Annotated in this window: 20 protein-coding genes; 9 read left to right on the forward strand and 11 right to left on the reverse strand. The window is 60.3% G+C overall.

Annotated features, from left to right (window positions below):
• Positions 1 to 70: 70 nt before the first annotated feature.
• The 3 genes from ycaO (at position 71) to pflB (ending at position 5,385) form a co-directional block, all read left to right on the forward strand.
• On the forward strand, positions 71 to 1,831 hold the full coding sequence (gene ycaO / locus ACB039_RS03560) for a 30S ribosomal protein S12 methylthiotransferase accessory factor YcaO (RefSeq protein WP_371165161.1): 1,761 nt from the start codon (positions 71 to 73) through the stop codon (positions 1,829 to 1,831).
• Between the two features lie 381 nt (positions 1,832 to 2,212).
• Entirely contained in the window at positions 2,213 to 3,061 is an 849-nt protein-coding gene (focA, locus tag ACB039_RS03565) for a formate transporter FocA (RefSeq protein ID WP_268420140.1), read from the forward strand.
• 41 nt (positions 3,062 to 3,102) lie between these two features.
• Positions 3,103 to 5,385, forward strand: coding sequence for a formate C-acetyltransferase (gene pflB, locus ACB039_RS03570; RefSeq protein WP_371165162.1), 2,283 nt, complete (start codon positions 3,103 to 3,105; stop codon positions 5,383 to 5,385).
• A gap of 537 nt (positions 5,386 to 5,922) precedes the next feature.
• Here the strand turns inward: pflB and ACB039_RS03575 are convergent.
• Entirely contained in the window at positions 5,923 to 6,360 is a 438-nt protein-coding gene (locus tag ACB039_RS03575) for a YcgN family cysteine cluster protein (RefSeq protein WP_041205904.1), read from the reverse strand.
• Positions 6,361 to 6,715: 355 nt separating this feature from the next.
• Between ACB039_RS03575 and ACB039_RS03580 the strand changes: the two genes are divergently transcribed.
• Positions 6,716 to 6,928 carry a hypothetical protein gene (locus ACB039_RS03580; protein WP_152565409.1) on the forward strand — a complete coding sequence of 71 codons (213 nt, stop codon included), beginning with the start codon at positions 6,716 to 6,718 and terminating at the stop codon, positions 6,926 to 6,928.
• 223 nt (positions 6,929 to 7,151) lie between these two features.
• Here the strand turns inward: ACB039_RS03580 and sucD are convergent, their stop codons facing one another.
• From sucD to sdhC, 8 genes are all read right to left on the reverse strand, one after another.
• A complete protein-coding gene (gene sucD / locus ACB039_RS03585; RefSeq protein WP_042649072.1) occupies positions 7,152 to 8,024 on the reverse strand; it encodes a succinate--CoA ligase subunit alpha in 873 nt (290 codons plus the stop codon).
• Entirely contained in the window at positions 8,024 to 9,190 is a 1,167-nt protein-coding gene (gene sucC / locus ACB039_RS03590) for an ADP-forming succinate--CoA ligase subunit beta (RefSeq protein WP_005326943.1), read from the reverse strand. The genes sucD and sucC overlap by 1 nt, the downstream gene beginning before the upstream one ends.
• Positions 9,191 to 9,296: 106 nt before the next feature.
• Positions 9,297 to 10,484, reverse strand: a complete 1,188-nt coding sequence (gene odhB, locus ACB039_RS03595; protein ID WP_005326941.1) for a 2-oxoglutarate dehydrogenase complex dihydrolipoyllysine-residue succinyltransferase — start codon at positions 10,482 to 10,484, stop codon at positions 9,297 to 9,299.
• A 92-nt stretch (positions 10,485 to 10,576) separates the two neighbouring features.
• Positions 10,577 to 13,387, reverse strand: a complete 2,811-nt coding sequence (gene sucA / locus ACB039_RS03600; RefSeq protein ID WP_161507265.1) for a 2-oxoglutarate dehydrogenase E1 component — start codon at positions 13,385 to 13,387, stop codon at positions 10,577 to 10,579.
• 114 nt (positions 13,388 to 13,501) lie between these two features.
• Positions 13,502 to 14,218 (reverse strand): succinate dehydrogenase iron-sulfur subunit, encoded by a 717-nt coding sequence (locus ACB039_RS03605; protein ID WP_025326736.1) that lies wholly within the window; start codon positions 14,216 to 14,218, stop codon positions 13,502 to 13,504.
• Positions 14,219 to 14,235: 17 nt separating this feature from the next.
• The gene (gene sdhA, locus ACB039_RS03610; protein WP_025326735.1) at positions 14,236 to 16,002 is read right to left on the reverse strand and encodes a succinate dehydrogenase flavoprotein subunit; all 1,767 of its coding nucleotides are present in this window, start codon (positions 16,000 to 16,002) and stop codon (positions 14,236 to 14,238) included.
• Position 16,003: 1 nt separating this feature from the next.
• Entirely contained in the window at positions 16,004 to 16,348 is a 345-nt protein-coding gene (gene sdhD, locus ACB039_RS03615) for a succinate dehydrogenase, hydrophobic membrane anchor protein (protein ID WP_005326929.1), read from the reverse strand.
• Entirely contained in the window at positions 16,342 to 16,731 is a 390-nt protein-coding gene (sdhC, locus tag ACB039_RS03620) for a succinate dehydrogenase cytochrome b556 subunit (RefSeq protein ID WP_025326734.1), read from the reverse strand. The genes sdhD and sdhC overlap by 7 nt, the downstream gene beginning before the upstream one ends.
• A 423-nt stretch (positions 16,732 to 17,154) precedes the next feature.
• Here sdhC and ACB039_RS03625 point away from each other — a divergent pair, with 423 nt between their 5' ends.
• The 3 genes from ACB039_RS03625 (at position 17,155) to ACB039_RS03635 (ending at position 19,443) form a co-directional block, all read left to right on the forward strand.
• A complete protein-coding gene (locus ACB039_RS03625; RefSeq protein ID WP_161507266.1) occupies positions 17,155 to 18,441 on the forward strand; it encodes a citrate synthase in 1,287 nt (428 codons plus the stop codon).
• A 95-nt stretch (positions 18,442 to 18,536) separates the two neighbouring features.
• Positions 18,537 to 18,851 (forward strand): DUF4377 domain-containing protein, encoded by a 315-nt coding sequence (locus ACB039_RS03630; RefSeq protein WP_005326919.1) that lies wholly within the window; start codon positions 18,537 to 18,539, stop codon positions 18,849 to 18,851.
• 97 nt (positions 18,852 to 18,948) lie between these two features.
• Positions 18,949 to 19,443 (forward strand): GNAT family N-acetyltransferase, encoded by a 495-nt coding sequence (locus tag ACB039_RS03635; RefSeq protein ID WP_005326918.1) that lies wholly within the window; start codon positions 18,949 to 18,951, stop codon positions 19,441 to 19,443.
• A gap of 62 nt (positions 19,444 to 19,505) precedes the next feature.
• Here the strand turns inward: ACB039_RS03635 and fabB are convergent, their stop codons facing one another.
• A complete protein-coding gene (gene fabB, locus ACB039_RS03640; RefSeq protein ID WP_041205911.1) occupies positions 19,506 to 20,717 on the reverse strand; it encodes a beta-ketoacyl-ACP synthase I in 1,212 nt (403 codons plus the stop codon).
• 90 nt (positions 20,718 to 20,807) lie between these two features.
• Between fabB and mnmC the strand changes: the two genes are divergently transcribed.
• Complete coding sequence (gene mnmC, locus ACB039_RS03645; RefSeq protein WP_371165163.1) at positions 20,808 to 22,832, forward strand: bifunctional tRNA (5-methylaminomethyl-2-thiouridine)(34)-methyltransferase MnmD/FAD-dependent 5-carboxymethylaminomethyl-2-thiouridine(34) oxidoreductase MnmC; 2,025 nt, start codon at positions 20,808 to 20,810, stop codon at positions 22,830 to 22,832.
• A gap of 72 nt (positions 22,833 to 22,904) precedes the next feature.
• Here mnmC and ACB039_RS03650 read toward each other — a convergent pair whose 3' ends face one another.
• Positions 22,905 to 23,510, reverse strand: a complete 606-nt coding sequence (locus ACB039_RS03650; RefSeq protein ID WP_161507268.1) for a DUF922 domain-containing protein — start codon at positions 23,508 to 23,510, stop codon at positions 22,905 to 22,907.
• A 319-nt stretch (positions 23,511 to 23,829) separates the two neighbouring features.
• Between ACB039_RS03650 and dcuC the strand changes: the two genes are divergently transcribed.
• On the forward strand, positions 23,830 to 25,182 hold the full coding sequence (dcuC, locus tag ACB039_RS03655) for an anaerobic C4-dicarboxylate transporter DcuC (protein WP_171269763.1): 1,353 nt from the start codon (positions 23,830 to 23,832) through the stop codon (positions 25,180 to 25,182).
• The last annotated feature ends 30 nt before the right edge of the window (positions 25,183 to 25,212 follow it).

Raw genomic sequence — 25,212 nt, forward strand, 5'->3', positions numbered from 1 at the left:
GGCCGCTTTTCCCGCCACTCATGCTATTATCTGCGACCGAACATGAGCCAATAAAAATCAGGATATTGTGATGACCGACCACACTTTTATTCCCGGCAAGGACGCGGCGCTGGAAGACTCCATCGAACGCTTCCAGACCAAGCTGCAGGCCCTGGGCTTTGATATCGAAGAGGCCTCCTGGCTCAACCCCGTGCCCAACGTCTGGTCCGTGCACATCCGGGACAAAGAGTGCGCCCTCTGCTTCACCAACGGCAAGGGAGCCAGCAAGAAGGCTGCCCTGGCTTCGGCCCTGGGGGAGTATTTCGAGCGTCTCTCCACCAACTACTTCTTTGCCGACTTCTATCTGGGTGAGCAGGTGGCGAACGGTGACTTCGTCCACTACCCGAACGAGAAGTGGTTCCCCATCCAGGGTGACCAACTGCCTGCCGGTCTGCTCGACGGCTTCACCCGCAAGTTCTACAACCCGGACGGCGAAGTGACCGCCGACATGCTGGTGGACCTGCAGTCCGGCAACGAGGAGCGTGGCATCGTCGCCCTGCCGTTCGAGCGCCAGTCCGATCATCAGACCGTCTACATCCCGATGAACATCATCGGCAACCTCTATGTCTCCAACGGCATGAGCGCCGGCAACACCAAGACCGAGGCCCGCACCCAGGGCTTGTCCGAGGTGTTCGAGCGCCACGTGAAGAACAAGATCATCGCCGAGGCCCTGAGCCTGCCCGAGATCCCGAGCGAGGTGATCGCCCGCTATCCCGGCATCAAGGCCTCCATCGAGGCGCTGGAGGCCGAAGGCTTCCCCATCTACAGCTTCGATGCCTCGCTCGGCGGACGTTATCCGGTCATCTGCGTGGTGCTGCTCAACCCGAGCAATGGCACCTGCTTTGCCTCCTTCGGCGCCCACCCGCGCTTCGAAGTGGCGTTCGAGCGGACCGTCACCGAGCTGCTGCAGGGCCGTGGCCTGAAGGATCTGGACGTATTCGTGCCGCCGTCATTCGACAACGAGCAGGTGGCGGATCACCACAACCTAGAAACTCACTTCATTGACTCCTCCGGTCTCATCAGCTGGGATCTGTTCAAGCAGGAGTCCGACTTCGAATTTGCCGACTGGGACTTCCGTGGCACCTCCCAGCAGGAGTTCGATCACCTGATCGGCATCTTCCACGAGCTGGAGCAACCGGTCTACATCGCCGACTACGAGCACCTCGGCGTCTACGCCTGCCGCATCCTGGTGCCGGGCATGTCCGACATCTATCCGGTCGAGGATCTGCTGCTGGCCAACAACACCATGGGTGCCCACCTGCGGGAAGTGATCCTGGCGCTGCCGTCCCTGGAGTGGAACGCAGAACAGTACATGGCGCTGTTCGATCAGCTGGACGAAGAGGGGCACGACGAGCGCACCCGCGTCCGTGAGTTGCTCGGCCTCGCCGCCGCCAAGGGCTCCGCCCTGCATACCCTGCGGATCGGTGAGCTCAAGGCCATGCTGGCCCTGGCCGCAGGTGACCTGGAGAGCGCACTGGATCTCATCGACTGGACCATGGAGTTCAACCAGTCGGTGTTCCCGGCCGATCGCGCGAACTACTACCGTGCCCTGCGCGCCTGCGTCGAGCTGTTCCTGGATGAAGAGCGTGATCCAGAGCAGTACCGCCCGGTGTTCACCCGCATGTTCGGGGAAGAGACCCTGGCCGAGGCTTGGGCCCATGCCCGCGGCGAGGCACGCTTCCATGGTCTGGAGACTGCGGATCTATCCCTGTCCCAGTTCCCCCTGCATCAGAAACTGCTGGCAGCCTACGAGAAGCTGCAAAAAGCCAAACGAATCCATACATGGCGTTGACATGCCAGTGTGACGAAGGGGCCTGATGGCCCCTTCTGTTTTATGGTCTACGCTTTTGCTGGCCACTACTCAAAGATGAAATAAATAACAAAAAATACCTCTTAGGGGGTTGTCAATTTGAAGTTCATCGTGCACGGCGGCCTCAAAGGTGCATTGCCAGTGCCTTTTTTGATGCAGCAGATATAAACTCTTAAAAATCATGAAATTAAAAACACACCACTTTCTGTTTCACCTGAAACCTGGTGTAAAGTCAAGCTTCCGGATGAATAAAAAACCTGTAGTAAAATTACATTCACAATCTGTAATTCTTGATCGGAGTCAATTTTGGGGATCAGCCCCTTTGTTATGATTTCCACAGGCAAAATATGCAGGTACTGAGAATTGAAAGCAGAATCTCCCTTTGATTGTCTGAAGCCCGAAGCCATCGCCGCCCTGGCTGAAGACATCACCTATGCCAAGGCCACCAAGCCCGCCCACAAGGTCATTCCTCTGGCCATCACGGCTGGCGCTTTCATCGCCATCGCATTCGTGTTCTATATCACCGTCACCACGGGATCGAGCGGCATGGCCTGGGGAATGTCCAAGCTGGTCGGCGGCCTCTGTTTCTCCCTCGGTCTCATTCTGTGCGTACTGCTCGGCGCCGAGTTGTTTACTTCCACCACCCTGACCCTGGTGGCCAAGGCAGCCAACCGCATCAGCTGGACTCAGCTGCTCAAGAACTGGGGTCTGGTCTACTTCGGCAACCTCATCGGCGGGCTCATCATAGTCGCCCTCATCATCATGTCGGCCGAGTACACGGCGGCGGATGGTCAGTGGGGGCTGAACGCCATGAAAGTGGCCCAGCACAAGATCCATCACACCTTCTTAGAAGCCCTGGCGCTCGGCATCCTCTGCAACCTCATGGTGTGTCTCGCCGTGTGGATGGCGTTCGGCGCCCGCACTGCCACCGACAAGGTGATGGTGATGCTGCTCCCCGTCGCCATGTTCGTGGCCTCCGGCTTTGAGCACAGCATCGCAAACATGTTTATGATCCCGGTCGGCATCGCCATCCATGCGGTAGCAGGCCCGGAATTCTGGCAGGCCATCGGCCAGGACCCGGCATCGTTCGCCGATCTGACCGTATCCAACTTCGTCCTAAACAACCTCATTCCGGTCACCCTTGGTAATATCATTGGTGGCGGCGTCATGGTTGGTCTGACTTACTGGTTTATCTTCCGTCGCCATCATTAAGGATGGCGGCAGACACATAAATACCTTGAGAGGTAATGAAAATGGCAGAACTTAACGAACAGTTCCAAAAAGCATGGGAAGGCTTCGCAGCCGGTGAATGGCAGACCTCTGTCAACACCCGTGACTTCATCCAGAAGAACTACACCCCGTATGAAGGTGACGAGTCCTTCCTGGCTGGCGCGACCGAAGCCACCACCAAGCTGTGGGACAAGGTCATGGAAGGGATCAAGATCGAGAACCGCACTCACGCGCCGGTCGATTTTGATACCGACCTGCCCTCCACCATTACCGCTCACGATGCCGGCTATATCGATCAGAGCCTGGAGCAAATCGTCGGTCTGCAGACTGACAAGCCGCTCAAGCGCGCCATCATCGCCAACGGCGGTATCAAGATGGTCAAGACCTCTTGCGAAGTCTACGGTCGTCAACTTGACCCCATGGTCGAGAAGATCTTCACCGAGTACCGCAAGACCCACAACCAGGGCGTGTTCGACGTTTACACCAAGGACATCCTGAACTGCCGCAAATCCGGCGTCATCACCGGTCTGCCGGATGCCTACGGCCGTGGCCGCATCATCGGTGACTACCGCCGTGTTGCCCTGTACGGTATCGACTTCCTGATGGCCGACAAACTGGCCCAGTTCAAGTCACTGCAGGCCGACCTGGAAAACGGTGTCAACCTGGAAGCCACCATCCGTCTGCGCGAAGAGATCTCCGAGCAGCACCGTGCCCTGGCCCAGATGAAGGTGATGGCCGCCAAATATGGCTGCGACATCTCCGTACCGGCCAAGACCGCCAAAGAAGCCGTGCAGTGGACCTACTTCGCCTACCTGGCGGCGGTCAAGTCCCAGAACGGTGCCGCCATGTCCTTCGGTCGTACTTCCAGCTTCCTGGACGTGTACATCGAGCGTGACCTGAAGAAAGGCCTGCTGACCGAGCAAGAAGCCCAGGAGCTGATGGACCACATGGTCATGAAGCTGCGTATGGTTCGCTTCCTGCGTACCCCTGAATACGATTCACTGTTCTCCGGCGACCCCATGTGGGCGACCGAGACCCTGGCCGGTATGGGCGTTGATGGCCGTACCCTGGTCACCAAGAACAGCTTCCGTATGCTGAACACCCTGTACACCATGGGCCCGTCCCCTGAGCCGAACCTGACCATTCTGTGGTCCGAGAAGCTGCCGGTCGGTTTCAAGAAGTACTGCGCCAAGGTATCCATCGAGACCTCTTCCGTTCAGTACGAGAACGATGACCTGATGCGTCCGGACTTCAACAACGATGACTACGCCATCGCTTGCTGTGTGTCCCCGATGATCATCGGCAAACAGATGCAGTTCTTCGGTGCTCGTGCCAACCTGGCCAAGACCATGCTGTATGCAATCAACGGCGGCATGGACGAGAAGCTCAAGATCCAGGTCGGCCCGAAAACCGAAATGGTCAAGTCCGAGTACCTCGACTACAACGACGTGATGGATCGTCTGGATCACTTCATGGACTGGCTGGCCAAGCAGTACGTGGCTGCCCTGAACATCATCCACTACATGCACGACAAGTACAGCTACGAAGCCTCCCTGATGGCGCTGCACGACCGTGACGTCTATCGCACCATGGCGTGCGGCATCGCCGGTCTGTCCGTGGCAGCTGACTCCCTGTCTGCCATCAAGTACGCCAAGGTCAAGCCGGTTCGTGACGAAGATGGCGTTGCCATCGACTTCGAAATCGACGGCGAGTACCCGCAGTTCGGTAACAACGACGCTCGCGTCGATGACATCGCCTGTGACCTGGTCGAGCGCTTCATGAAGAAAATTCAGAAGCTGAACACCTACCGTGGTGCCGTGGCTACCCAGTCCGTGCTGACCATCACCTCCAACGTGGTGTACGGCAAGAAGACCGGTAACACCCCGGATGGCCGTCGCTCCGGTGCGCCGTTCGGCCCGGGTGCCAACCCGATGCACGGTCGTGACCAGAAGGGTGCCGTTGCGTCACTGACTTCCGTCGCCAAGCTGCCGTTCGCTTACGCCAAAGATGGTATCTCCTATACCTTCTCCATCGTGCCGAACGCCCTGGGCAAAGACATGGAAGCCCAGAAAGCCAACCTGGCCGGCCTGATGGATGGTTACTTCCACCATGAAGCCAACCTGGAAGGTGGTCAGCACCTGAACGTCAACGTGATGAACCGTGAAATGCTGCTGGACGCCATGGAAAACCCGGAGAAATATCCGCAGTTGACCATCCGCGTATCCGGTTATGCCGTTCGCTTCAACTCTTTGACCAAAGAGCAACAGCAAGACGTCATCACCCGTACCTTCACCGCCTCTCTGTAATAGGATCTCGGTGAACAAAAACCGGCGCCAAGGCGCCGGTTTTTTTATGGCTGTTTGCTGGCGATCACCGCTCTCCCCCGCGGTTTTAGATACACATCCTCTGCCCAACCTCCCATTCAGAAAAGCGCAGTCAGACTAGCTGCCGCAAAGCCAACGTAGCCCCTGCACGCCAGGGTTGGTTTCTTTACTCTCGGGAGAGGGGTCAGTGTGAAGGAAAGGGGCCTGGTGTCCCGCTGTGAGGCGCCAGAAAACAGCAGGGGCAGAGGGGGGGGTAAACTCCCCTGCCCCTGGTCATAAAAGCGATTTGGCGGGCGCTGGCGGGCTTAATGGTGGCAAGCGGTCGCTCTTATCACCCTCCGGCTTCAGCACGCGACCCCGAGAGAGGATGGCGCGCGCTCTATCCCCTGAGTGCAACATCGTGTTTCCACTGCCATCAGGCCTTAAAACTGATCGTTCTATATACCCATAGCAACAGGGGCAGAGGAGTCCGACTCCCCTGCCCCTGTGGCATCTGGATACTCTGTTGTCGGCTGCGGCTTAACTGGCCCAGGTAATGATGTGATCGATCCAGTCGCCGGCATGGGCCTCGTGCACCACCTTGCCGCGTACCGACTGACCGGCCTGATGCATGGCGCTGCGGCTGCCGGTGATGAGCGGGTGCCACTCAGGCAGGCTCTGCCCCTCTGCCAGCAGGCGGTAAGCGCAGCTCGACGGCAGCCAGTCGAACTCGGCAATCTTGTCGAAGGTGATCTGCAGGCAGTCCGGCTCTTTTTTAAAGCGGTTGCCGTAGTCGGAACACTGGCAGGTCTTGGTATTGAGCAGGTTGCAGGCCACATTGGTGAACACCAGCTCCTCGGTGTCCTCGTCGATCAGCTTGTTCAGGCAGCATTTGCCGCAGCCGTCGCACAGTGACTCCCACTCCGTCATGGTCATCTGCTGCAGGGTCTTCTCCTGCCAAAAAGGAGTTGGCTGCATTTTCTCGACTCGCTGCATGGAAGGGCTCGCTCAATAGACCAGTAAAGCGCGTGGTTATACCCTTTATGGTCCGATTTTTCAAGGAAGATGGACTACACCCACTGCCAATTAGCCCCCTGCCCAAGGGGTCTGGTTTTGACGCCGAAAGAAGCAGAACCAATGCACCTTTAGCGACTTCCACGAATTTTTTGGCAAATTTGCCATGATGTTCTTGTCATTGAATTGATGCAAAATTTTCATCGGAAAGCCTCCAATGGCTACAACATGAGTCAATGCTGATGCACTCTGCCCCGGCAACAAGATCTAAACTGATTACTCGCAAGCCCAGCCCATTAGCTGGACAGAGGACGTTGCCATGAAGACGTTGAAACTTGCATTGCTAATAGCTGCATCGCTATTGCTCACGTCCTGCTCCTCGTCGGTGATCCCAGGAGAAGCGCCCGCCGCTGGAGGTGCCCTCCCATCAGGAGGAATGGAGCCTGCTTACGGCAAAGGAGGTGGTCGCAATAACTTTGCTGCCACCATGTCACAGAACGACCAGCAGGAGATGTCTGTTTTAACAGATTAAGTGCACAGCCCTGGCCGCTTCCCCGGGGCCTACTTCACTGAAGCCTCAGGTTATCTTTCATCAGACCGGATCTGGAACCATTCTTCCGGCACCCGGCGGCCGACCGGCACCAACCGACAAACGGAACATGATGCCGGTGGGTACCAAACGGCATAAACCCGCGCTCATAAAAAATGCCACCCTAGGGCGGCATTTTGCTATCTGAGATAACAGGCTAAAGAACTTACCAGCCAGTTACTTCGCGCAGGGCTTTGCCAATATCGGCCAGGGAGCGCACGGTTTTCACGCCGGCATCTTCCAGGGCGGCAAATTTCTCTGCGGCCGTGCCTTTACCACCGGCGATGATGGCGCCCGCATGACCCATGCGCTTGCCAGCCGGGGCGGTGACGCCCGCGATGTAGGAGACCACCGGCTTGGTGACGTGAGCCTTGATGTAGGCTGCGGCTTCTTCCTCGGCACTGCCGCCGATCTCACCGATCATCACAATCGCTTCGGTCTTCGGATCGTTCTGGAACATCTCCAGGATGTCGATGAAGTTGGAACCCGGGATGGGGTCGCCACCGATGCCGACGCAGGTGGACTGGCCGAAGCCCTCGTCCGTGGTCTGCTTGACCGCTTCGTAGGTCAGGGTGCCGGAGCGGGAGACGATGCCTACCTTGCCCGGCTTGTGGATGTGACCCGGCATGATGCCGATCTTGCACTCACCCGGGGTGATGACGCCCGGGCAGTTCGGCCCAATCATGCGCACGCCGGTTTCCTGCAGCTTCACTTTGACCTGCAACATGTCCAGGGTCGGGATGCCTTCGGTGATGGTGACGATGAGCTTGATGCCAGCGTCGATCGCTTCCAGGATGGCGTCCTTGCAGAACGGGGCCGGAACATAGATGACGGAGGCGGTGGCGCCGGTGGCTTCCACGGCGTCACGAACGGTGTTGAACACCGGCAGGCCCAGGTGAGTGGTGCCGCCCTTGCCCGGTGAGACGCCGCCGACCATCTGGGTACCGTAGGCAATCGCCTGTTCGGAGTGGAAAGTACCCTGACCGCCGGTGAAGCCCTGGCAGATCACCTTGGTGTCTTTGTTGATCAGAACGCTCATTATTTGGCCTCCGCTGCTTTAACCACTTGCTGAGCTGCGTCAGTCAGACTCGTTGCGGCGATGATATTGAGGCCGCTGTCGGCCAGTTTACGGGCACCCAGTTCGGCATTGTTGCCTTCCAGACGCACCACCACGGGCACCTTGACCCCTACTTCCTTAACTGCGCCGATAATGCCTTCCGCGATCATGTCGCAGCGCACTATGCCACCGAAGATGTTGACCAGCACGGCTTGCACCTTGCTGTCGGAGAGAATGATCTTGAAGGCCTCGGTCACACGCTCCTTGGTGGCACCGCCGCCGACGTCCAGGAAGTTGGCCGGTGAACCGCCGTGCAGGTTGACGATGTCCATGGTGCCCATGGCCAGACCTGCGCCGTTGACCATGCAGCCGATGTTGCCATCGAGGGCCACATAGTTCAGCTCCCACTGGGCGGCATGCGCTTCGCGGGGGTCATCCTGGGAGGGATCGTGCATCTCGCGCAGCTTGGGCTGGCGGTAGAGGGCATTGGCGTCGATGTTGATCTTGCCGTCCAGGCAGTGCAGGTTGCCCTTGTCGGTGATCACCAGCGGGTTGATCTCCAGCAAGGCGAAGTCGCAATCCAGGAACATCTGGCCCAGACCCATGAAGATCTTGGTGAACTGCTTGATCTGATCGCCGACCAGACCCAGCTTGAAGGCCAGCTCGCGGGCCTGATAAGCCTGCGGGCCCACCAGAGGATCGATGGCCGCCTTGTGAATGAGTTCCGGAGTTTCGTGGGCGATCTTCTCGATGTCCACGCCACCCTCGGTGGAGGCCATGAAGACCACGCGGCGACTGCCACGGTCAACCACGGCGCCCAGATACAGTTCCTTGGCGATGTCGGTGCAGGACTCTACCAGGATCTTGGTGACCGGCTGGCCGTTGGCATCAGTCTGATAGGTCACCAGGTTCTTGCCGAGCCAGTTCTGGGCGAAGGCGCGGATCTCGTCCTTGCTCTTGGCCAGCTTGACGCCGCCCGCCTTGCCACGCCCACCGGCGTGGACCTGGCACTTGACGACCCAGGTGTTGCCGCCAATCTTGTCGGCCGCTTCGGCCGCTTCCTGCGGGGTAGCGCAGGCATAACCTTCGGAGACCGGCAGGCCATACTCGGCAAACAGCTGTTTTGCCTGATATTCATGCAGATTCATAGATGCTCTATCCGTGTTGTAGGTATTTCCGTCCGGGGCTCGTGTTTCTCAATCCCCTGTGAATGGGGGCCTGGGCGGCCCCTCGTTATCTTTCAGTCACTCTTGTTCAGACATCCAACAGCAGACGGGTCGGGTCTTCCAGCAGCTCCTTGATGGAGACCAGGAAGCCCACCGACTCGCGACCGTCGATGATGCGGTGATCGTAGGAGAGCGCCAGGTACATCATCGGCAGGATCTCGACCTTGCCGTCGACGGCCATGGGTCTGTCCTGGATCTTGTGCATCCCCAGGATGGCGCTCTGGGGCGGGTTGATGATGGGGGTGGACATCAGGGAGCCGAACACACCGCCGTTGGTGATGGTGAAGTTGCCGCCGGTCAGTTCATCCACGGTCAGCTTGCCGTCACGGCCCTTGCCCGCCAGATCCTTGATGGCCTTCTCGATGTCGGCCAGGCTCATGTTGTCGCAGTCACGCAGTACCGGGGTCACCAGACCACGGGGGGTGGAGACGGCGATGCTGACGTCGAAGTAGCTGTGATAGACGATGTCGTCACCGTCCAGCGCCGCGTTCACTTCCGGGTAGCGCTTGAGGGATTCCACCACCGCCTTCACGTAGAAGGACATGAAGCCGAGCTTGATGCCGTGCTTCTTCTCGAAGATCTCGCCGTACTGCTTGCGCAGCTTCATGATGGGCGCCATGTTGATCTCGTTGAAGGTGGTCAGCATGGCGGTGGTGTTCTTGGCCTCCAGCAGACGTTCGGCGATGCGTTTGCGCAGACGGGTCATGGGCACACGCTTCTCGGTGCGACCAGCCAGGGGGGCGATGGGCGCAACCGGTGCGGCTGCCACGGCGGCGGGGGCTGCCGGCTTGCTCAGGTTCTTGATGAAGGCGTCCACATCTTCCTTAGTGACACGACCACCTTTGCCGGTACCGGTCAGCTTGGCCACGTCGATATCGTGTTCGGCCACCAGGCGGCGCACGGAGGGGCTCAAACCGTCGGCAGCGTCATCGGTCGCCACGTCCACCGGCTTCTCCTTGGTCTCTTCACCGGCCACCGGGGCCGCCTTGAGGATGGCGATCAGTTGACGGGAAAGCACGGTGGCGCCTTCCAGTTGCAGGATGTCACCCAGTACGCCGGCTTCCGGCGCGGGGACTTCCAGCACGACTTTATCGGTTTCGATGTCAACCAGCACTTCGTCACGGGCAACCAGATCACCCGGTTTCTTGTGCCAGGTGGCGATGGTGGCGTCCGCCACTGATTCCGGCAGGTCCGGTACCTTGATCTCGATAGTCATGTAATCAGTTCCTTGTTACTTCTTGGCCAGCAGGCTTGTTCCAGAGACGGAGAGGGTCGGCTGCACAGAGCCCCCTCCCCTTCACAACTCGTTTATTCCAGGGTCAGCGCGTCTTCCACCAGGGCTTTCTGCTGCTTGGCGTGGACAGACATGTAACCGACGGCCGGTGAGGCCGAGGCCGGACGACCGGCGTAACGCAGACGGGCATGGCTTGGCAGCACGCTGTCGTAGTGATGACGGGTGCTGTACCAGGCGCCCTGGTTCTGCGGCTCTTCCTGACACCAGACGAAGTCGGTGACATGGGCATAGTCGGCCAGGATGGCGCGTACTTCCTCTTCCGGGAAGGGGTAGAGCTGCTCGATCCGCACCAGGGCGACATCTTGCTGCTCGGCCTTGCGACGGGCATCGAGCAGGTCGTAGTAGACCTTGCCGGAGCAGAAGACCACCCGCTTGACGCCCTTCGGATCCAGCGCATCGATCTCGCCGATGGCATTCTGGAAGGTGCCTTCCGCCAGCTCGTCGAGCTTGCTGACCGCCAGCGGGTGGCGCAGCAGGGATTTCGGCGTCATCACGATGAGCGGACGGCGCATCGGGCGCACCACCTGGCGACGCAGCATGTGGAACACCTGCGCCGGGGTGGAGGGCACACACACCTGCATGTTGTGCTGGGCGCACATCTGCAGATAGCGCTCCAGACGGGCGGAGGAGTGCTCAGGGCCTTGGCCCTCGTAACCGTGAGGCAGCAGCATGGTCAGACCGCACATCCGGCCCCACTTCTGCTCGCCGGAGGAGAGGAACTGATCCACCACCACCTGGGCGCAGTTGGCGAAGTCGCCGAACTGGGCTTCCCAGATGGTCAGACCGGCCGGCTCGGCGCTGGCGTAGCCATACTCGAACGCCAGTACCGCGTTCTCGGTCAGCACCGAGTCGTAGATCTCGAACGGGCCTTGCTCGTCGTGCAGGTTGCACAACGGGGTGTAGGTGCTCGCATCGGTCTGGTTGTGCAGCACGGCGTGGCGGTGGAAGAAGGTGCCACGGCCGGAATCTTCCCCGGTGAAGCGGATGCGTGCGCCCTTGTCCACCAGAGTGGCGTAGGCCAGCGTCTCGGCAAAGCCCCAGTCAACCAGCTTCTCGCCGGCGGCCATCAGGCGGCGGTCTTCGTAGATCTTCTCGACCTGGCGCTGCAGCACATGGGTCGCCGGGTACTGGCTGATGCGCTCGCCGAGGGACTTGAGGTGATCCATGGGCACTGTGCTGTCATAGGCCATGGCCCAGTCGTGACCGAGATAAGGGGTCCAGTCCACGGAGTGAAGCTCCATGGGACGCCACTCCTTGCTCACCCGCTCGCCCCGATCCAGGGTATCGCGGTAGTCGTTGACCAGGGAGGTGGCCAGCTCAGGGGTGATGGTGCCTTCGACAATCAGCTGATCGGCATATATTTTGCGCGGAGTCGGGTGCTGCTTGATCTTCTGGTACATCAGCGGCTGGGTCGCACTCGGCTCGTCAGCCTCGTTGTGGCCGTGACGACGGTAGCAGACCAGCTCGATCACCACGTCGCGTTTGAAGGTGTTGCGATAATCCAGCGCAATCTGGGTCACCAGCACCACGGCTTCCGGGTCATCCCCGTTGACGTGCAGCACAGGCGCCTGCACCGCCTTGGCGATGTCGGTGCAATATTCGGTGGAGCGCAGGTCACGTTGATAGGAGGTGGTGAAACCCACCTGGTTGTTGATGACGATGCGCACAGTGCCGCCGACGCCGTAGGCACGGGTCAGGGACATGTTGAAGGTTTCTGCCACCACACCCTGCCCCGCGATGGCGGAGTCACCGTGGATGGTGATGGGCAGCACACTGGAGCCATCCTTGTCACCGCGACGGTCCATGCGGGCACGCACCGAGCCGATGACCACGGGGTTGACGATCTCGAGGTGGGACGGGTTGAAGGCCAGCGCCAGGTGGACGTTGCCGCCCGGGGTGGCGAAGTCGGAGGAGAAGCCCATGTGGTACTTCACATCCCCTGTGCCCCAGGACTCGCCGTGCTTGCCGGCGAACTCGTCGAACAGATCCTGGGCACGCTTGCCCAGCACGTTGATCAGCACGTTGAGGCGACCGCGGTGGGCCATGCCGATGACGGCCTCCTTGCAACCCTGCTCACCGGCGCGGCGAATAAGCTCTTTCAGCATGGGCACCATGGCATCGCCCCCTTCCAGGGAGAAACGCTTGGCCCCTGGGAACTTGGCGCCCAGGTATTTTTCCAGCCCTTCGGCGGCGGTCAGGCTCTCGAGGAAGCGGGTCTTCTCCTCGGTGCTGTAGTTGCCCTTGGCTTCGATGGATTCAAGACGATCTTGCAGCCAGCGCTTCTCCTCGGTAGAGGTGATGTGCATGTAGTCTGCACCTATGCTGCCGCAGTAGGTTTTCTTCAGCGAGGCGTAGAGATCGGAGAGCACCATGGTCTCGCGACCGATGGCGTAGGAGCCCACATTGAAGGTGGCATCCATGTCTGCGCCCTGCAGGTTGTGAAATGCCGGGTCGAGCTCGGCAACGGTTTCACGGGTCCAGAGGCCGAGGGGATCCAGATTGGCATTCTGGTGACCGCGGAAGCGGAAGGCGTTGATCAGCTGCAGTACCCGCACCTGCTTGGCATCCACCTGGGGATCGGAAACGGGCGCGCTGTAACGGGAGGGATCCTTGGCCAGGCGGCGGAAATAGTCGCGAACCTGAGAGTGGGGTTGTTCAACTGCATGGCCATTGACCTGGGGCAGCTCGCTAAACAGGCTGCGCCACTCTTCGGCCACGGAGTCGGGGTTTTCCAGGAAGGATTCGTACAAATCCTCAATGTAGCTTGCATTCGCACCAGCCAGGTGAGATGACTCCAACCAGGCCTTCATCACGCCGTTATGCATTTCTATCCCTTGTACATCTTGTTCACTGCAGCGCAGCTTGTAGGGTCATAGCCATCCCGGGACGGGATGGCTATCCAGAGGTCGGGCCCGGCGCAAGGCGCCCTGGCCCTGGTATTACACAGCCCGGTTGAGCAACATCGACTTGATCTGACCGATGGCCTTGGTCGGGTTCAAGCCCTTGGGACAGACGTTCACGCAGTTCATGATGCCGTGGCAGCGGAACACGCTAAAGGCGTCATCCAGGTTGCCCAGTCGTTCGGTGGCGGCGGTGTCGCGGCTGTCTGCCAACCAGCGGTAGGCGGCGAGCAGCCCGGCCGGGCCGATGAACTTGTCCGGGTTCCACCAGAAGGAGGGGCAAGAGGTGGAGCAGCAGGCACAGAGAATACACTCGTACAGGCCATCCAGCTTGGCGCGCTCTTCGGGGGATTGCAGGTGCTCACGCACGGGCGGCAGTTTCTCATCGTTGATGAGGAAGGGTTTGACCTTCTCCCACTGGGTGTAGAACTGGGTCATGTCGATCACCAGATCGCGGATCACTGGCAGACCGGGCAGGGGTCGGATGACGACCTTGTTGCCCTTCTTCAGCAGATCGGAGAGCGGGGTGATGCAGGCAAGACCGTTCTTGCCATTCATGTTGAGACCGTCTGATCCACAGACCCCTTCGCGGCAGGAGCGGCGGAAGGAGAGCGTGGGATCCAGCTCTTTCAGCTGGATCAGTGCATCGAGCACCATCATGTCGGAACCTTCAGGAATATCAAGACGATATTCCTTCATATGCGGGACGTTATCAACGTCCGGATTGTATCTGTAGACAGAGAATGTGACGTTCATTGTGCTTGGCTCCGCAATCAGTAAGTCCGGACCTTGGGCGGGAACGCCTCACGGGTCTTGGGTGACATGTTGACAGCACGACGGGTCATGGACTCGGTGTCCGGATGATAGAGGCTGTGGCACAACCAGCTCTCGTCGTCACGCTCCGGGAAATCGAAGCGGCTGTGGGCACCCCGGCTCTCGGTACGGAAGTTGGCGGCAACCGCGGTGGCAAAGGCCGTCTCCATCAGGTTGTCCAGCTCCAGGCACTCGATGCGCTGGGTGTTGAACTCCTTGGAGGTGTCGTCCAGACGGGCATTCTTGAGGCGCTCGCGGATGAGTTTCAGTTCGGCCAGCCCTTCTGCCATGGCGTCCCCTTCGCGGAACACGGAGAAGTTGTTCTGCATGCAGCGCTGCAGGTCACGGCGGATCTCGGCGGGATCCTCGCCATCGCGGTTGTTCTCCCAGCGATTGAAGCGGGCCAGCGCCGCGGCGATGTCGGATTCAGACGCCTCGCGACCATGATCCATCTCGCCCAGGGTCTCCACCAGGTGCATGCCGGCGGCACGACCAAACACCACCAGATCCAGCAAGGAGTTGCCGCCGAGGCGGTTGGCACCGTGCACGGACACGCAGGCGATTTCCCCCACCGCGAACAGGCCGACCACGGGGACATCGTTGCCGTCTTTATCCTGGGTCAGGCACTGGCCGTTCACGCTGGTCGGCACGCCGCCCATCATGTAGTGGCAGGTCGGGATGATGGGGATGGGTTCCTTGACCGGATCCACGTGGGCGAAGGTGCGAGAGAGCTCGCAGATGCCCGGCAGACGGGATTCCAGCACCTCTTTGCCGAGGTGATCCAGCTTGAGCTTGATGTGCGGGCCCCAGGGACCGTCACAGCCACGACCTTCGCGGATCTCGATCATGATGGAACGAGCCACCACGTCGCGACCGGCGAGATCCTTGGCGTTGGGCGCATAACGCTCCATGAAGCGCTCGCCATCTTTGTTGAGCAGATAGCCGCCTTCACCACGGCAACCCTCGGTCACCAGTACCCCTGCCCCGGCGATGCCGGTGGGGTGGAACTGCCAGAATTCCATGTCCTGCACGCCGACTCCGGCACGCAGCGCCATGCCGACGCCGTCACCCGTGTTGATGTGGGCGTTGGTGGTGGACTGGTAGATGCGACCGGCGCCGCCAGTGGCAAGCACTGTGGCCTTGGCCTTGAAGTAGACGACTTCGCCGCTCTCCATGTCGATGGCGGTGCAGCCGACGATGTGGCCGTCCTGGTTCTTCACCAGATCCAGGGCATACCATTCGGAGAAGACGGTGGTCTTGTTCTTGACGTTCTGCTGATACAGGGTATGCAGCAGGGCGTGACCTGTCCGGTCGGCAGCCGCCGCGGTACGGGCCGCCTGCTCGCCGCCAAAATTCTTGGACTGACCGCCGAAGGGGCGCTGATAGACAGAGCCGTTGTCGAAACGGGAGAAGGGCAAGCCCATGTTCTCCAGCTCGTAGATGGCCTCGGGGCCGGTCTTGCACATGTATTCAATCGCTTCCTGGTCACCGATGTAATCGGAGCCCTTGACGGTGTCATACATGTGCCACTGCCAGTTGTCGTCATGGGCATTGCCCAGGGCGACCGTGATCCCGCCCTGGGCGGAAACCGTGTGGGAACGAGTCGGGAAAACCTTGGAAAGCAGTGCGCAGCTCTTGCCGGACTGGGCAATCTGCAGCGCGGCGCGCATGCCGGCACCACCGGCACCGATCACGACCGCATCAAATTCACGAGTTGGAATAGTCACCTTACACACCCCACAGCACGACGAAACCCGTCATCAGATAGACGAACAGCACCACCACCAGCGCAAACTGCAGCGCACCGCGCAGTCCGACCGGCTTGATATAGTCGGTCAGCACCTGCCACAGACCGATCCAGGCGTGGATCAGGACGCACAGGAGCGTCAGCAGGGTGAAGACCTTGGTGAAGGTTGTGGCGAAGAAGCCGGTCCACACCTCGTAGGTAATGTCGTTGAAGGCGACAAAGCCCACCAGATAAAGGACGTAAGCCGTCATGATGAGGGCGGTGGCGCGGATCAGGATGTAATCATGAACACCGCTGCGCCCGAAAGTTGCAGAATTGGTTACCATACCAGTACCCCCGCCAATACCGCCAGAATCCCGGTAATCACGAAGCCCACCCGGGCACTCTGATTCGCGGAATCCAGCTCTTCCCAATGCCCCATGTCCATGACCAGATGACGCAGGCCGCCCACTATGTGGTATGCCAGCGCAGTCAGGATCCCCCACAACACGAACTTGACCAGGAAGTTGTCCATGATGGCAACGACTGTTTCAAATCCTTCGGGAGAGGAGAGTGAAGTACCAAGCATCCACAGCAAGATGGCCAGCGCCACAAAGGTGATAACCCCTGAGACACGGTGCAAGATGGAAGCGATGGCGGTGACAGGAAAGCTGATCGTTTGCAGGTCGAGGTTTACAGGTCTCTGTTTATTTTTCACGGCTTTGCCCACTCAGCTCCATTGAGCACGTTAGTTATTGTTTTCACACGCTTTGAGGGCTAGGAGTGGCATTTGTTAGGTTTTTGTTACCAAAACAACTCGGAAAAGCCAAAAATAACATTTTAGATATCACATCTGGCTTTGCGAAAGCGTTTCAAACACCGACGGCCATCACCCACGAGGCGCAGTATATCGGCGGCCTTAACCAATGACAATCAATTAGCTACATAGAAAACCCAAAACCGTAAACCAGATCTCACAACCGGTTTAACAAGTCATTAATGATCATTCAGGAAAATTGACAAGAAGGTGGTTCTCTGGTTCAAATAAGGCGCTCCAGCCGCCGTGGTACGGGTAAGAACCTTTGCCAGCGTCATGAAAGTCGTAATAAAGTAGGACTGGAACCAAATTATAAAAGAGCAAAGGAGACGTGCTATGGCTGATAAGATAGCCACCCTACATCTGCCCGGAAAAGAGCCGGTAGAACTACCGATCCTGTCCGGTACTGTTGGACCCGATGTAATCGATGTCAGAAAACTGGGCGCGCAAGGGTACTTCACCTTCGACCCCGGCTTTATGGCCACCGGTGCTTGCAAATCATCCATTACCTATATTGACGGAGATCAGGGTGTCTTGCTGCACCGTGGTTATCCCATCGCCCAGTTGGCCACCCAGGCCAGTTACCTGGAAGTCTGTTACATCCTGCTGTACGGCGAGGCGCCCACCAAGACGCAATACGCGGAATTTGAACGCCTGGTCACCCGCCACACCATGGTGCACGAGCAGATCGCCTTCTTCTTCCGCGGCTTCCGCCGTGACTCCCACCCCATGGCGATCATGTGCGGTGTGGTCAGCGCCCTGTCCGCCTTCTATCACGATGCCCTCGACATCAACAACGAAGAGCATCGCGAGATCTGCGCCTTCCGTCTGCTCTCCAAGATGCCGACCCTGGCCGCCATGTGTTACAAGTACTCCATCGGCCAACCCTTCATGCAGCCGCGCAACGCCCTCTCCTATGCCGGCAACTTCCTGCACATGATGTTTGGTGTGCCGACCGAAGAGTACAAGGTCAACCCCATCGTCGAGCGCGCCATGGATCGCATCTTCACCCTGCATGCGGACCACGAACAGAACGCCTCCACCTCCACCGTGCGTCTGGCCGGCTCCTCCGGTGCCAACCCGTTTGCCTGTATTGCTGCGGGGATCGCCTCCCTGTGGGGTCCGGCCCACGGCGGCGCCAATGAAGCCTGCCTCAAAATGCTCGAGGAGATCGGCTCGGTTGACCGTATTCCCGAGTACATCGGCCGCGCAAAGGACAAGAACGATCCCTTCCGTCTGATGGGCTTCGGCCACCGGGTCTACAAGAACCACGACCCCCGTGCCACCGTGATGCGCGAAACCTGTCACGAGGTACTGACCGAGCTGCAGATCAAGGATCCGCTGCTGGACGTGGCCATGGAGCTGGAGCGCATCGCGCTCTCCGACCCCTACTTCATCGAGAAGAAGCTCTACCCGAACGTGGACTTCTACTCCGGCATCATCATGAAGGCCATCGGCATCCCCATGTCCATGTTCACCGTGATCTTCGCCATCTCCCGCACCATCGGCTGGATTGCCCACTGGAACGAAATGCACTCGGATCCGGACCAGAAGATCGGCCGTCCGCGTCAGCTCTATACCGGCCTGGCCCAACGGGATTTCACTCCGCTTGATCAGCGCTGATCCGGCGAGTTGTCATGGTTTGTTACAAAGGCGGTCATTGACCGCCTTTTCATTTGAGGGTCTAATCGCGCCCTTTTACGCCAAGGACACCCATCATGAAAGCTCCCCTGCTCCTCTGCTCCGCCTTGTTGCTCAGCGCCTGCCAGAGCACCCCGGCCACAGAGACCCTGTATATCCAGGACAAGCTGGCCGACTGCGTCGGTGTCGCCCCCATGAAGTGCATGCAGGTGCGCAGCCAGCCTGGCGAGAGCTGGACCCTCTTCTACCAGCAGATCGAAGGTTTCACCTTTGAGCCTGGTTTCCGCTATCAACTGGAAGTGCGTACCGAACAGCTCACCGACGTGCCGGCAGACGCCTCCTCGGTGCGCTATCAGCTGATCAAGGTGGTGAGCAAAGAGGCCGCTCGCTGAGCCACGAGGGGCTGCGGTTCAATTTGCACGCCCCCTGGGTTATGATGCTGACCACCTTCTTTCAAGGGTTGACCAGGGGCACGCGCCCTCCAGTACGATGATCAAGATAAGAACCATACGGCCCCTCGACTGGCCCGCCATCATGACCATTCAGAGCGAGTGCTACCACCAGCTGGAGCCCGAGCCCCTCGAGGTGATGAGCAACAAGGCACAACTCGCCCCCGCCTGTTGCTGGGTCGCCGAGCGTCAGGGCCGGGTGCTCGGTTACCTGCTCTGCCATCCCTGGCGCGCCCACCAGCCCCCGCCCCTCTCGGTGCCGATGAAGGCGCTGGCCGGTCATGAAGAGTTCTATCTGCACGATCTCGCGGTCAGTGGCGAGGCCCGAGGTCTGGGCGTCGGGCAGCAACTGCTGGCCACGGCGCTCGATTTCGCGAGTCGAGAAGGGTATCGCCATGCAGGTCTGGTGGCGGTGCAGGATGCCCCCGCCTTCTGGCGCAAGCAGGGCTTCGTGCCAGCCAAGACCCCCAAGTCCCTGGAGGAGTACGGCGAAGACGCCGTCTATATGCGCCTGCCCCTGGCCGAACCGGCCTGAGGCCCAGTTAAAGCCCAATAAAAAGGCGCCTTGCGGCGCCTTTTTTTCACTTCATCGGTTCATCAAGCCTTGAACTTGCTGAACACCAGGGAAGCGTTGGTACCGCCAAAGCCGAAGCTGTTGGACATGACGGTATTGAGATCGGCCGTTTCGTACTCGCGTACGATGGGCAGACCCACGGCCTTCTCGTCCAGGTTCTCGATGTTGATGCTGGGGGCAATGAAGCCGTGTTCCATCATCAGCAGGGAGTAGACGGCCTCGTGCACACCGGCGGCGCCAAGGGCATGGCCCGTCATCGCCTTGGTGGCGGAGAGCTTGGGCGCATTGCTGCCAAACAGGGTCTGGATGGCTTCCAGCTCCTTGGTATCACCGACCGGAGTCGAAGTGCCGTGGGTGTTGATGTAATCCACAGAGCCGACGTCCTGCATCGCCATCTTCATGCAACGCACCGCGCCTTCACCGCTCGGGGCAACCATGTCGTAGCCGTCGGAGGTGGCACCGTAACCGGTGATTTCGGCGTAGATGTGGGCACCGCGGGCCAGGGCATGTTCCAGCTCTTCGACCACCAGGATGCCGCCGCCGCCGGAGATGACGAAACCATCGCGGTCCGCATCATAGGTACGGGACGCCTTTTCCGGGGTGTCGTTGTACTTGGTGGAGAGGGCGCCCATGGCATCGAACTGGATGGTGGAAGACCAGTCCAGCTCCTCGCCGCCGCCGGCGAAGACGATGTCCTGCTTGCCAAGCTGGATCAGTTCCAGTGCGTGACCGATGCAGTGGGCAGAGGTGGCGCAGGCGGAGCTGATGGTGTAGTTGACACCCTTGATCTTGAACGGGGTGGCCAGGCAGGCAGAGGTGGTGGAGGACATGGTACGCGGCACCATGTAGGGACCCACACGCTTGACCCCTTTCTCACGGGCGATGTCCGCAGACTCCGAGGTGTTCTTGCCGGAGGCGCCGCCGGAGCCGACCACTATCCCGGTACGCTCGTTGGAGACCTGATCCTCTGGCAGACCCGCGTCAGCGATAGCCTGCTGCATGGAGAGGTACGCATAGGCCGCGGCGTCACCCATGAAACGCATGACTTTACGGTCGATCAGTTCAGACGGATCGAGTTTGATGTTACCCCAGACACGGCTGCGCAGATTGTACTGTTCAAACTGCTCGGAATAGGTGATGCCGGATTTGCCTGCTTTCAGGGAGGCCAGCACCTCTTCCTTGTTGTTGCCGATACTGGAGATGACGCCGATACCGGTGATCACTGCTCTTCTCATTAATTCATCTCGTCTGGAAAAACTGGCACCGAGTCTACCCGCTTTCGGCTGCCAAACTGGTCTGCTTTCACGTAGAATGCCCGCGAATTTATGACGCGAGCAGAGGAAAACGTGAGTCAAACATCCTTACATCATGCCCGATTGGACTGGAATGAAGCGGAAACTCCAGTCTCCAGTGAGTTCGGGGATGTGTACTTTTCCAATGATAACGGTCTAAGTGAAACCCGCTACGTCTTTTTATTGCAAAATCACCTACCGGCACGATTTTCGCACCACGATAGTGACAGTTTCGTGATTGGCGAAACAGGTTTCGGCACAGGTCTTAACTTTCTGGCGACAATGGCCGCCTTCCTGGAACAGGCCCCCCAATCCGGCAACGGCTCGCACCTGCACTTCATCAGCTTCGAGAAATACCCCCTGGCCCAGGCGGATCTCTGCAAGGCCTTAGCGGCCTGGCCCGAGCTCGCGCACCTTAGCCAGCCTCTCATCGAGCAATGGCCGCTGCCGGTCTCCGGCTGCCATCGCCTCATTTTTGCCGGCGGCCGCATCCGCCTCGATCTCTGGCTTGGCGACATCAAGGAGATGTTGCCTCAGGTGCCTCACGGCCCCCAAGGTCTGGTTGATGCCTGGTATCTGGATGGCTTCTCGCCTGCCAAGAATCCCGAGATGTGGACACAAGCGCTGTTCGATGGCCTCGCTCGCCTCGCTCGCCCCAGCGCGACCCTCTCGACCTTTACCTGCGCCGGTTTCGTGCGCCGCGGTCTGATTGACGTCGGCTTTGCCATGAAGAAGGTGAAGGGGCACGGCAGCAAGCGGGAGATGCTGGCAGGGAGGCGGGAGGGCAAAGTGCCCGAGCAGACCATCTCCCCCTGGTATGCCCGCCCCGCCGGCCGGGACGGCGAGGTGCTGATCATCGGCGGCGGCATCGCCTCGGCCATGACGGCGCTCTCCCTAGTGGAGCGGGGTCGCAAGGTGACCCTGCTGTGTGAAGATGGCGAGCCTGCCACCGGCGCCTCCGGTAACCGGCAGGGGGCGCTCTATCCGCTGCTTAACGGGGAGCACGACGCCCTGTCACGCTTCTATTCCCTGGCCTTCGGCTATGCCCGCCAGCGGCTGCTGGCCCTGGCTGCGCGCCATCCCGTGGCCTTCTCGCTGTGCGGCGTCACCCAGCTTGGCTACGACGACAAGTCCGCCGCCAAGCTCGCCAAGATGGGTCAGGGCCCCTTCCCCCCCGAGCTGATGCACCCACTCTCTGTCTCGGAAGTTGAGCAGGTGGTCGGCCTGCCCTGCGACCACGGTGGCGTCAGCTACCCCCTGGGAGGCTGGCTCTGCCCGGCGGATCTCACCCGCGCCGCCCTGAAAGAAGCGCAAGCCAGCGGTCTGCTGCGCCTTGAGTACCACACACCGGTGAGCACCATCAGCGAGCTGGCAGACGTCTGGCAGGTGGAGAGCCAAGATGGCCGCCAGTGGCAGGCCCCCAACCTGGTGGTGGCTGCCGGCCATCAGTTGCCTGCACTCATCCCCTTTGCCGAGCTGCCGCTCTACCCGGTGCGCGGTCAGGTGAGCCATGTGCCGACCACGGCGCGGTTAGGCCAGCTCAGAACTGTGCTCTGCTACGACGGCTACCTCACCCCGGCCCACGACGGAGCGCACTGCATCGGGGCCAGCTATGGCCGCAACCAGAGCACCCTCGCATTCAGTGCCGAGGAGCAGGCTCAGAACCAGGCACGGCTGCAAGCCTGCCTGACGGATCAAAGCTGGCCTGCCGAGGTGGACGTGAGCGGCAACGAGGCGCGGGTCGGCGTTCGCTGCGCCAGCCGGGATCACCTGCCGGTGGCAGGCCCCGTCGCCAGATTGGCAAGCCTGGCGGATCAAGACCCTAAGGCCCCCGCTGATCAGCAGCGCGCGCTGCCCCTGCACGCCGGTCTCTATGTGCTGGGCGCCCTCGGCTCCCGGGGTCTGTGCTCGGCGCCCCTCTGCGGTGAGCTGGTCGCGAGCGAGATCTGCGGTGATCCGCTGCCGCTGGCTGCCGATCTGCTGGAGGCGCTGCATCCGGCCCGCTACTGGGTGCGCAGGCTGCGCAAGGGCAAGCCGCTGCGCGATCCGGCGTCCTGATCCCAACCCAGGTTGGACCTCAAACAAAACGGGCTTCCACAAGGGAAGCCCGTTTTTTATTGGCGATGACGGTCAGCTGCCCTCTGGCCAGCTGACCCCGAGCTTGCGCCCCCGATCGGTCTGCTGCGCCAGGGTGGCGAATCGATCCCGGGTCGCCTCCAGCACCGCCTGCCCCTGCTGCCAGCCCTGATGCTGCAAGACGGCGCAATCCTGGGCGACGGGCAACTGGGCGAGCCGGATGCCGAGCTGGCTGACGCTTTCGAGCAATATATCCTTGTGGCGGCTCTCGTAGTCGAACATGGCCGCCACCAGCTTGTCCCACTTCTGCCGCTCCGCCGCGGAGGCTTTGGCCTTGTCCATCCAGTTCGGCACCCTGACCTGGATGCGGGCCGTCACCTGAGCCTGATCCAGTTCGCAGCGCGCCGGGGTCGCCCTGGTCTGCAACTGCCAGGAGAGCTGATAGCTGGCCCTGCCGATATGGCCGTCTGCCTGAGTAGGCGACAAGGCGGTGATCTGGCGCATCACGGCAGCCACATCGGACCCTGATACCCGATAGAACTGGAAATCGACCTTGATATCAGGCGCCACCCGAATATCTGCATAATGGGAGGGTGCTGCTCCGATTGAGGCGGCATATATGAGGGCCGCCACCGCCCCTGTCTTGCTGAAGAGTCCCATCGTCGTGCTGCCTTGCTCCTTGTGAGTCCCGGCGTAATTTCAATTAATAATCAATGAATTAATAGTCAGTGTGGAGATTAACCGCGATCAGGGGCGCTGTCACCTGCTCTCGGTACCGGGGGTGGCACAGGGTAGGATCTCCCCCTGGGCGGATGGGGATTTGCAAGGGAGATCACAGCCAGCCACCATTCCCATGGTGAATTACTCCTTATGAGGTAATAATCCCGGTGCTTTTGTTGGCACATGTCAGGCTAGCCAGTCCAATCCTCTGCTCAGCCCGTTAGATGCCATACGTCACTCCATACTCAGGAACCTATTTATGATGGAACTCCTTATTGGCACCCTGGTCACCCTGGCCGTGGGTCGCTACATCTTCAAGGGCTATTCGGCGACCGGGGTGCTGCTCAGCGGCGGCCTCTTGCTGCTGGCGATCACCGCCCTGATGGGCAAGGCGGTGCTGCCAGCCAGCGTCGCCTCCACCGGCCACGTGGCCACAGACGTGTTCGAGTACGTGCGCTTCCTGCTGGTAGACAGGGGGGGCGGCCTCGGCATGCTGATCATGGTGCTGTGCGGCTTTGCCGGCTACATGAGCCACATAGGCGCCAACACCATCTTGGTGAAGCTGGCCAGCAAGCCCCTTGGCATCATCAAGTCCCCCTACATACTGCTGGTAGCCGCCTACCTGGTGGCCTGCGCCATGTCGCTGGCGGTGAGCTCTGCCACCGGCCTAGGCGTGCTGCTGATGGCGACCCTGTTCCCGTTGATGGTCAACATGGGGATCTCCCGCGGCGCCGCGGCTGCGGTGTGCGCCTCCCCGGCCGCCATCATACTGGCCCCCACCTCGGGGGACGTGGTGATGGCCGCCCAGGCCGCCAACATGGAGCTCATCGAGTTTGCCTTCAAGCTGACCCTGCCCATCTCCCTGACGGCCATCGCCGCCATGGCGGTGACCCACTTCTTCTGGCAGCGCTATCTGGACAGGAAGTCCGGCGAACACAACGAGGCGGTCGCCCCGAGCGATCTCATCACCGATGCCCCCGGCTTCTACGCCATACTGCCGTTCACCCCCATCATCGGTGTACTGCTGTTTGACGGCAAGCTGGGCCCCAAGCTCGACATCGTCACCATCATCGTCATCTGTCTGGTGCTGGCCGCCCTGCTGGAGCTGATGCGCAAGCGCAACGGCCGCGAGCTGCTGGACGGTCTGCAGGTGTGCTGGCGCAGCATGGCTGACGCCTTCGCCGGCGTGGTCATGCTCTTGGTGGGGGCCGGGGTCTTCGCCCAGGGGCTGATGGGGCTCGGTTTCATCGCCAATCTCCTGGATCTGGCCCAGAGCTTTGGCACAGGCGGCATCGTCATCATGCTGGTGCTGGTGGTCATCACCACCTTGGCCGCCTTTACCACGGGCTCGGGCAATGCCCCCTTCTATGCCTTCGTGGAGCTGATCCCGCACCTGGCCACCAGTCTGGGCGTCAATCCAGCCTACCTGGTGATCCCCATGCTGCAAGCCTCCAACCTGGGTCGCACCATCTCGCCGGTCTCCGGGGTGGTGGTCGCCTGTGCGGGCATGGGCAATCTATCCCCGTTCGAGGTGGTCAAGCGCACCTCTATGCCGGTCGCCGTCGGCCTGCTGGTGGTGATCCTCGCCACCCAGATCCTGGTGCCTGCCTGAGTACCGTCTGACTCTTTTCCAGCCCGGCGC

This window comes from Aeromonas sp. S2(2024) (genome assembly GCF_041402505.1).
GTDB lineage: Bacteria > Pseudomonadota > Gammaproteobacteria > Enterobacterales > Aeromonadaceae > Aeromonas > Aeromonas media.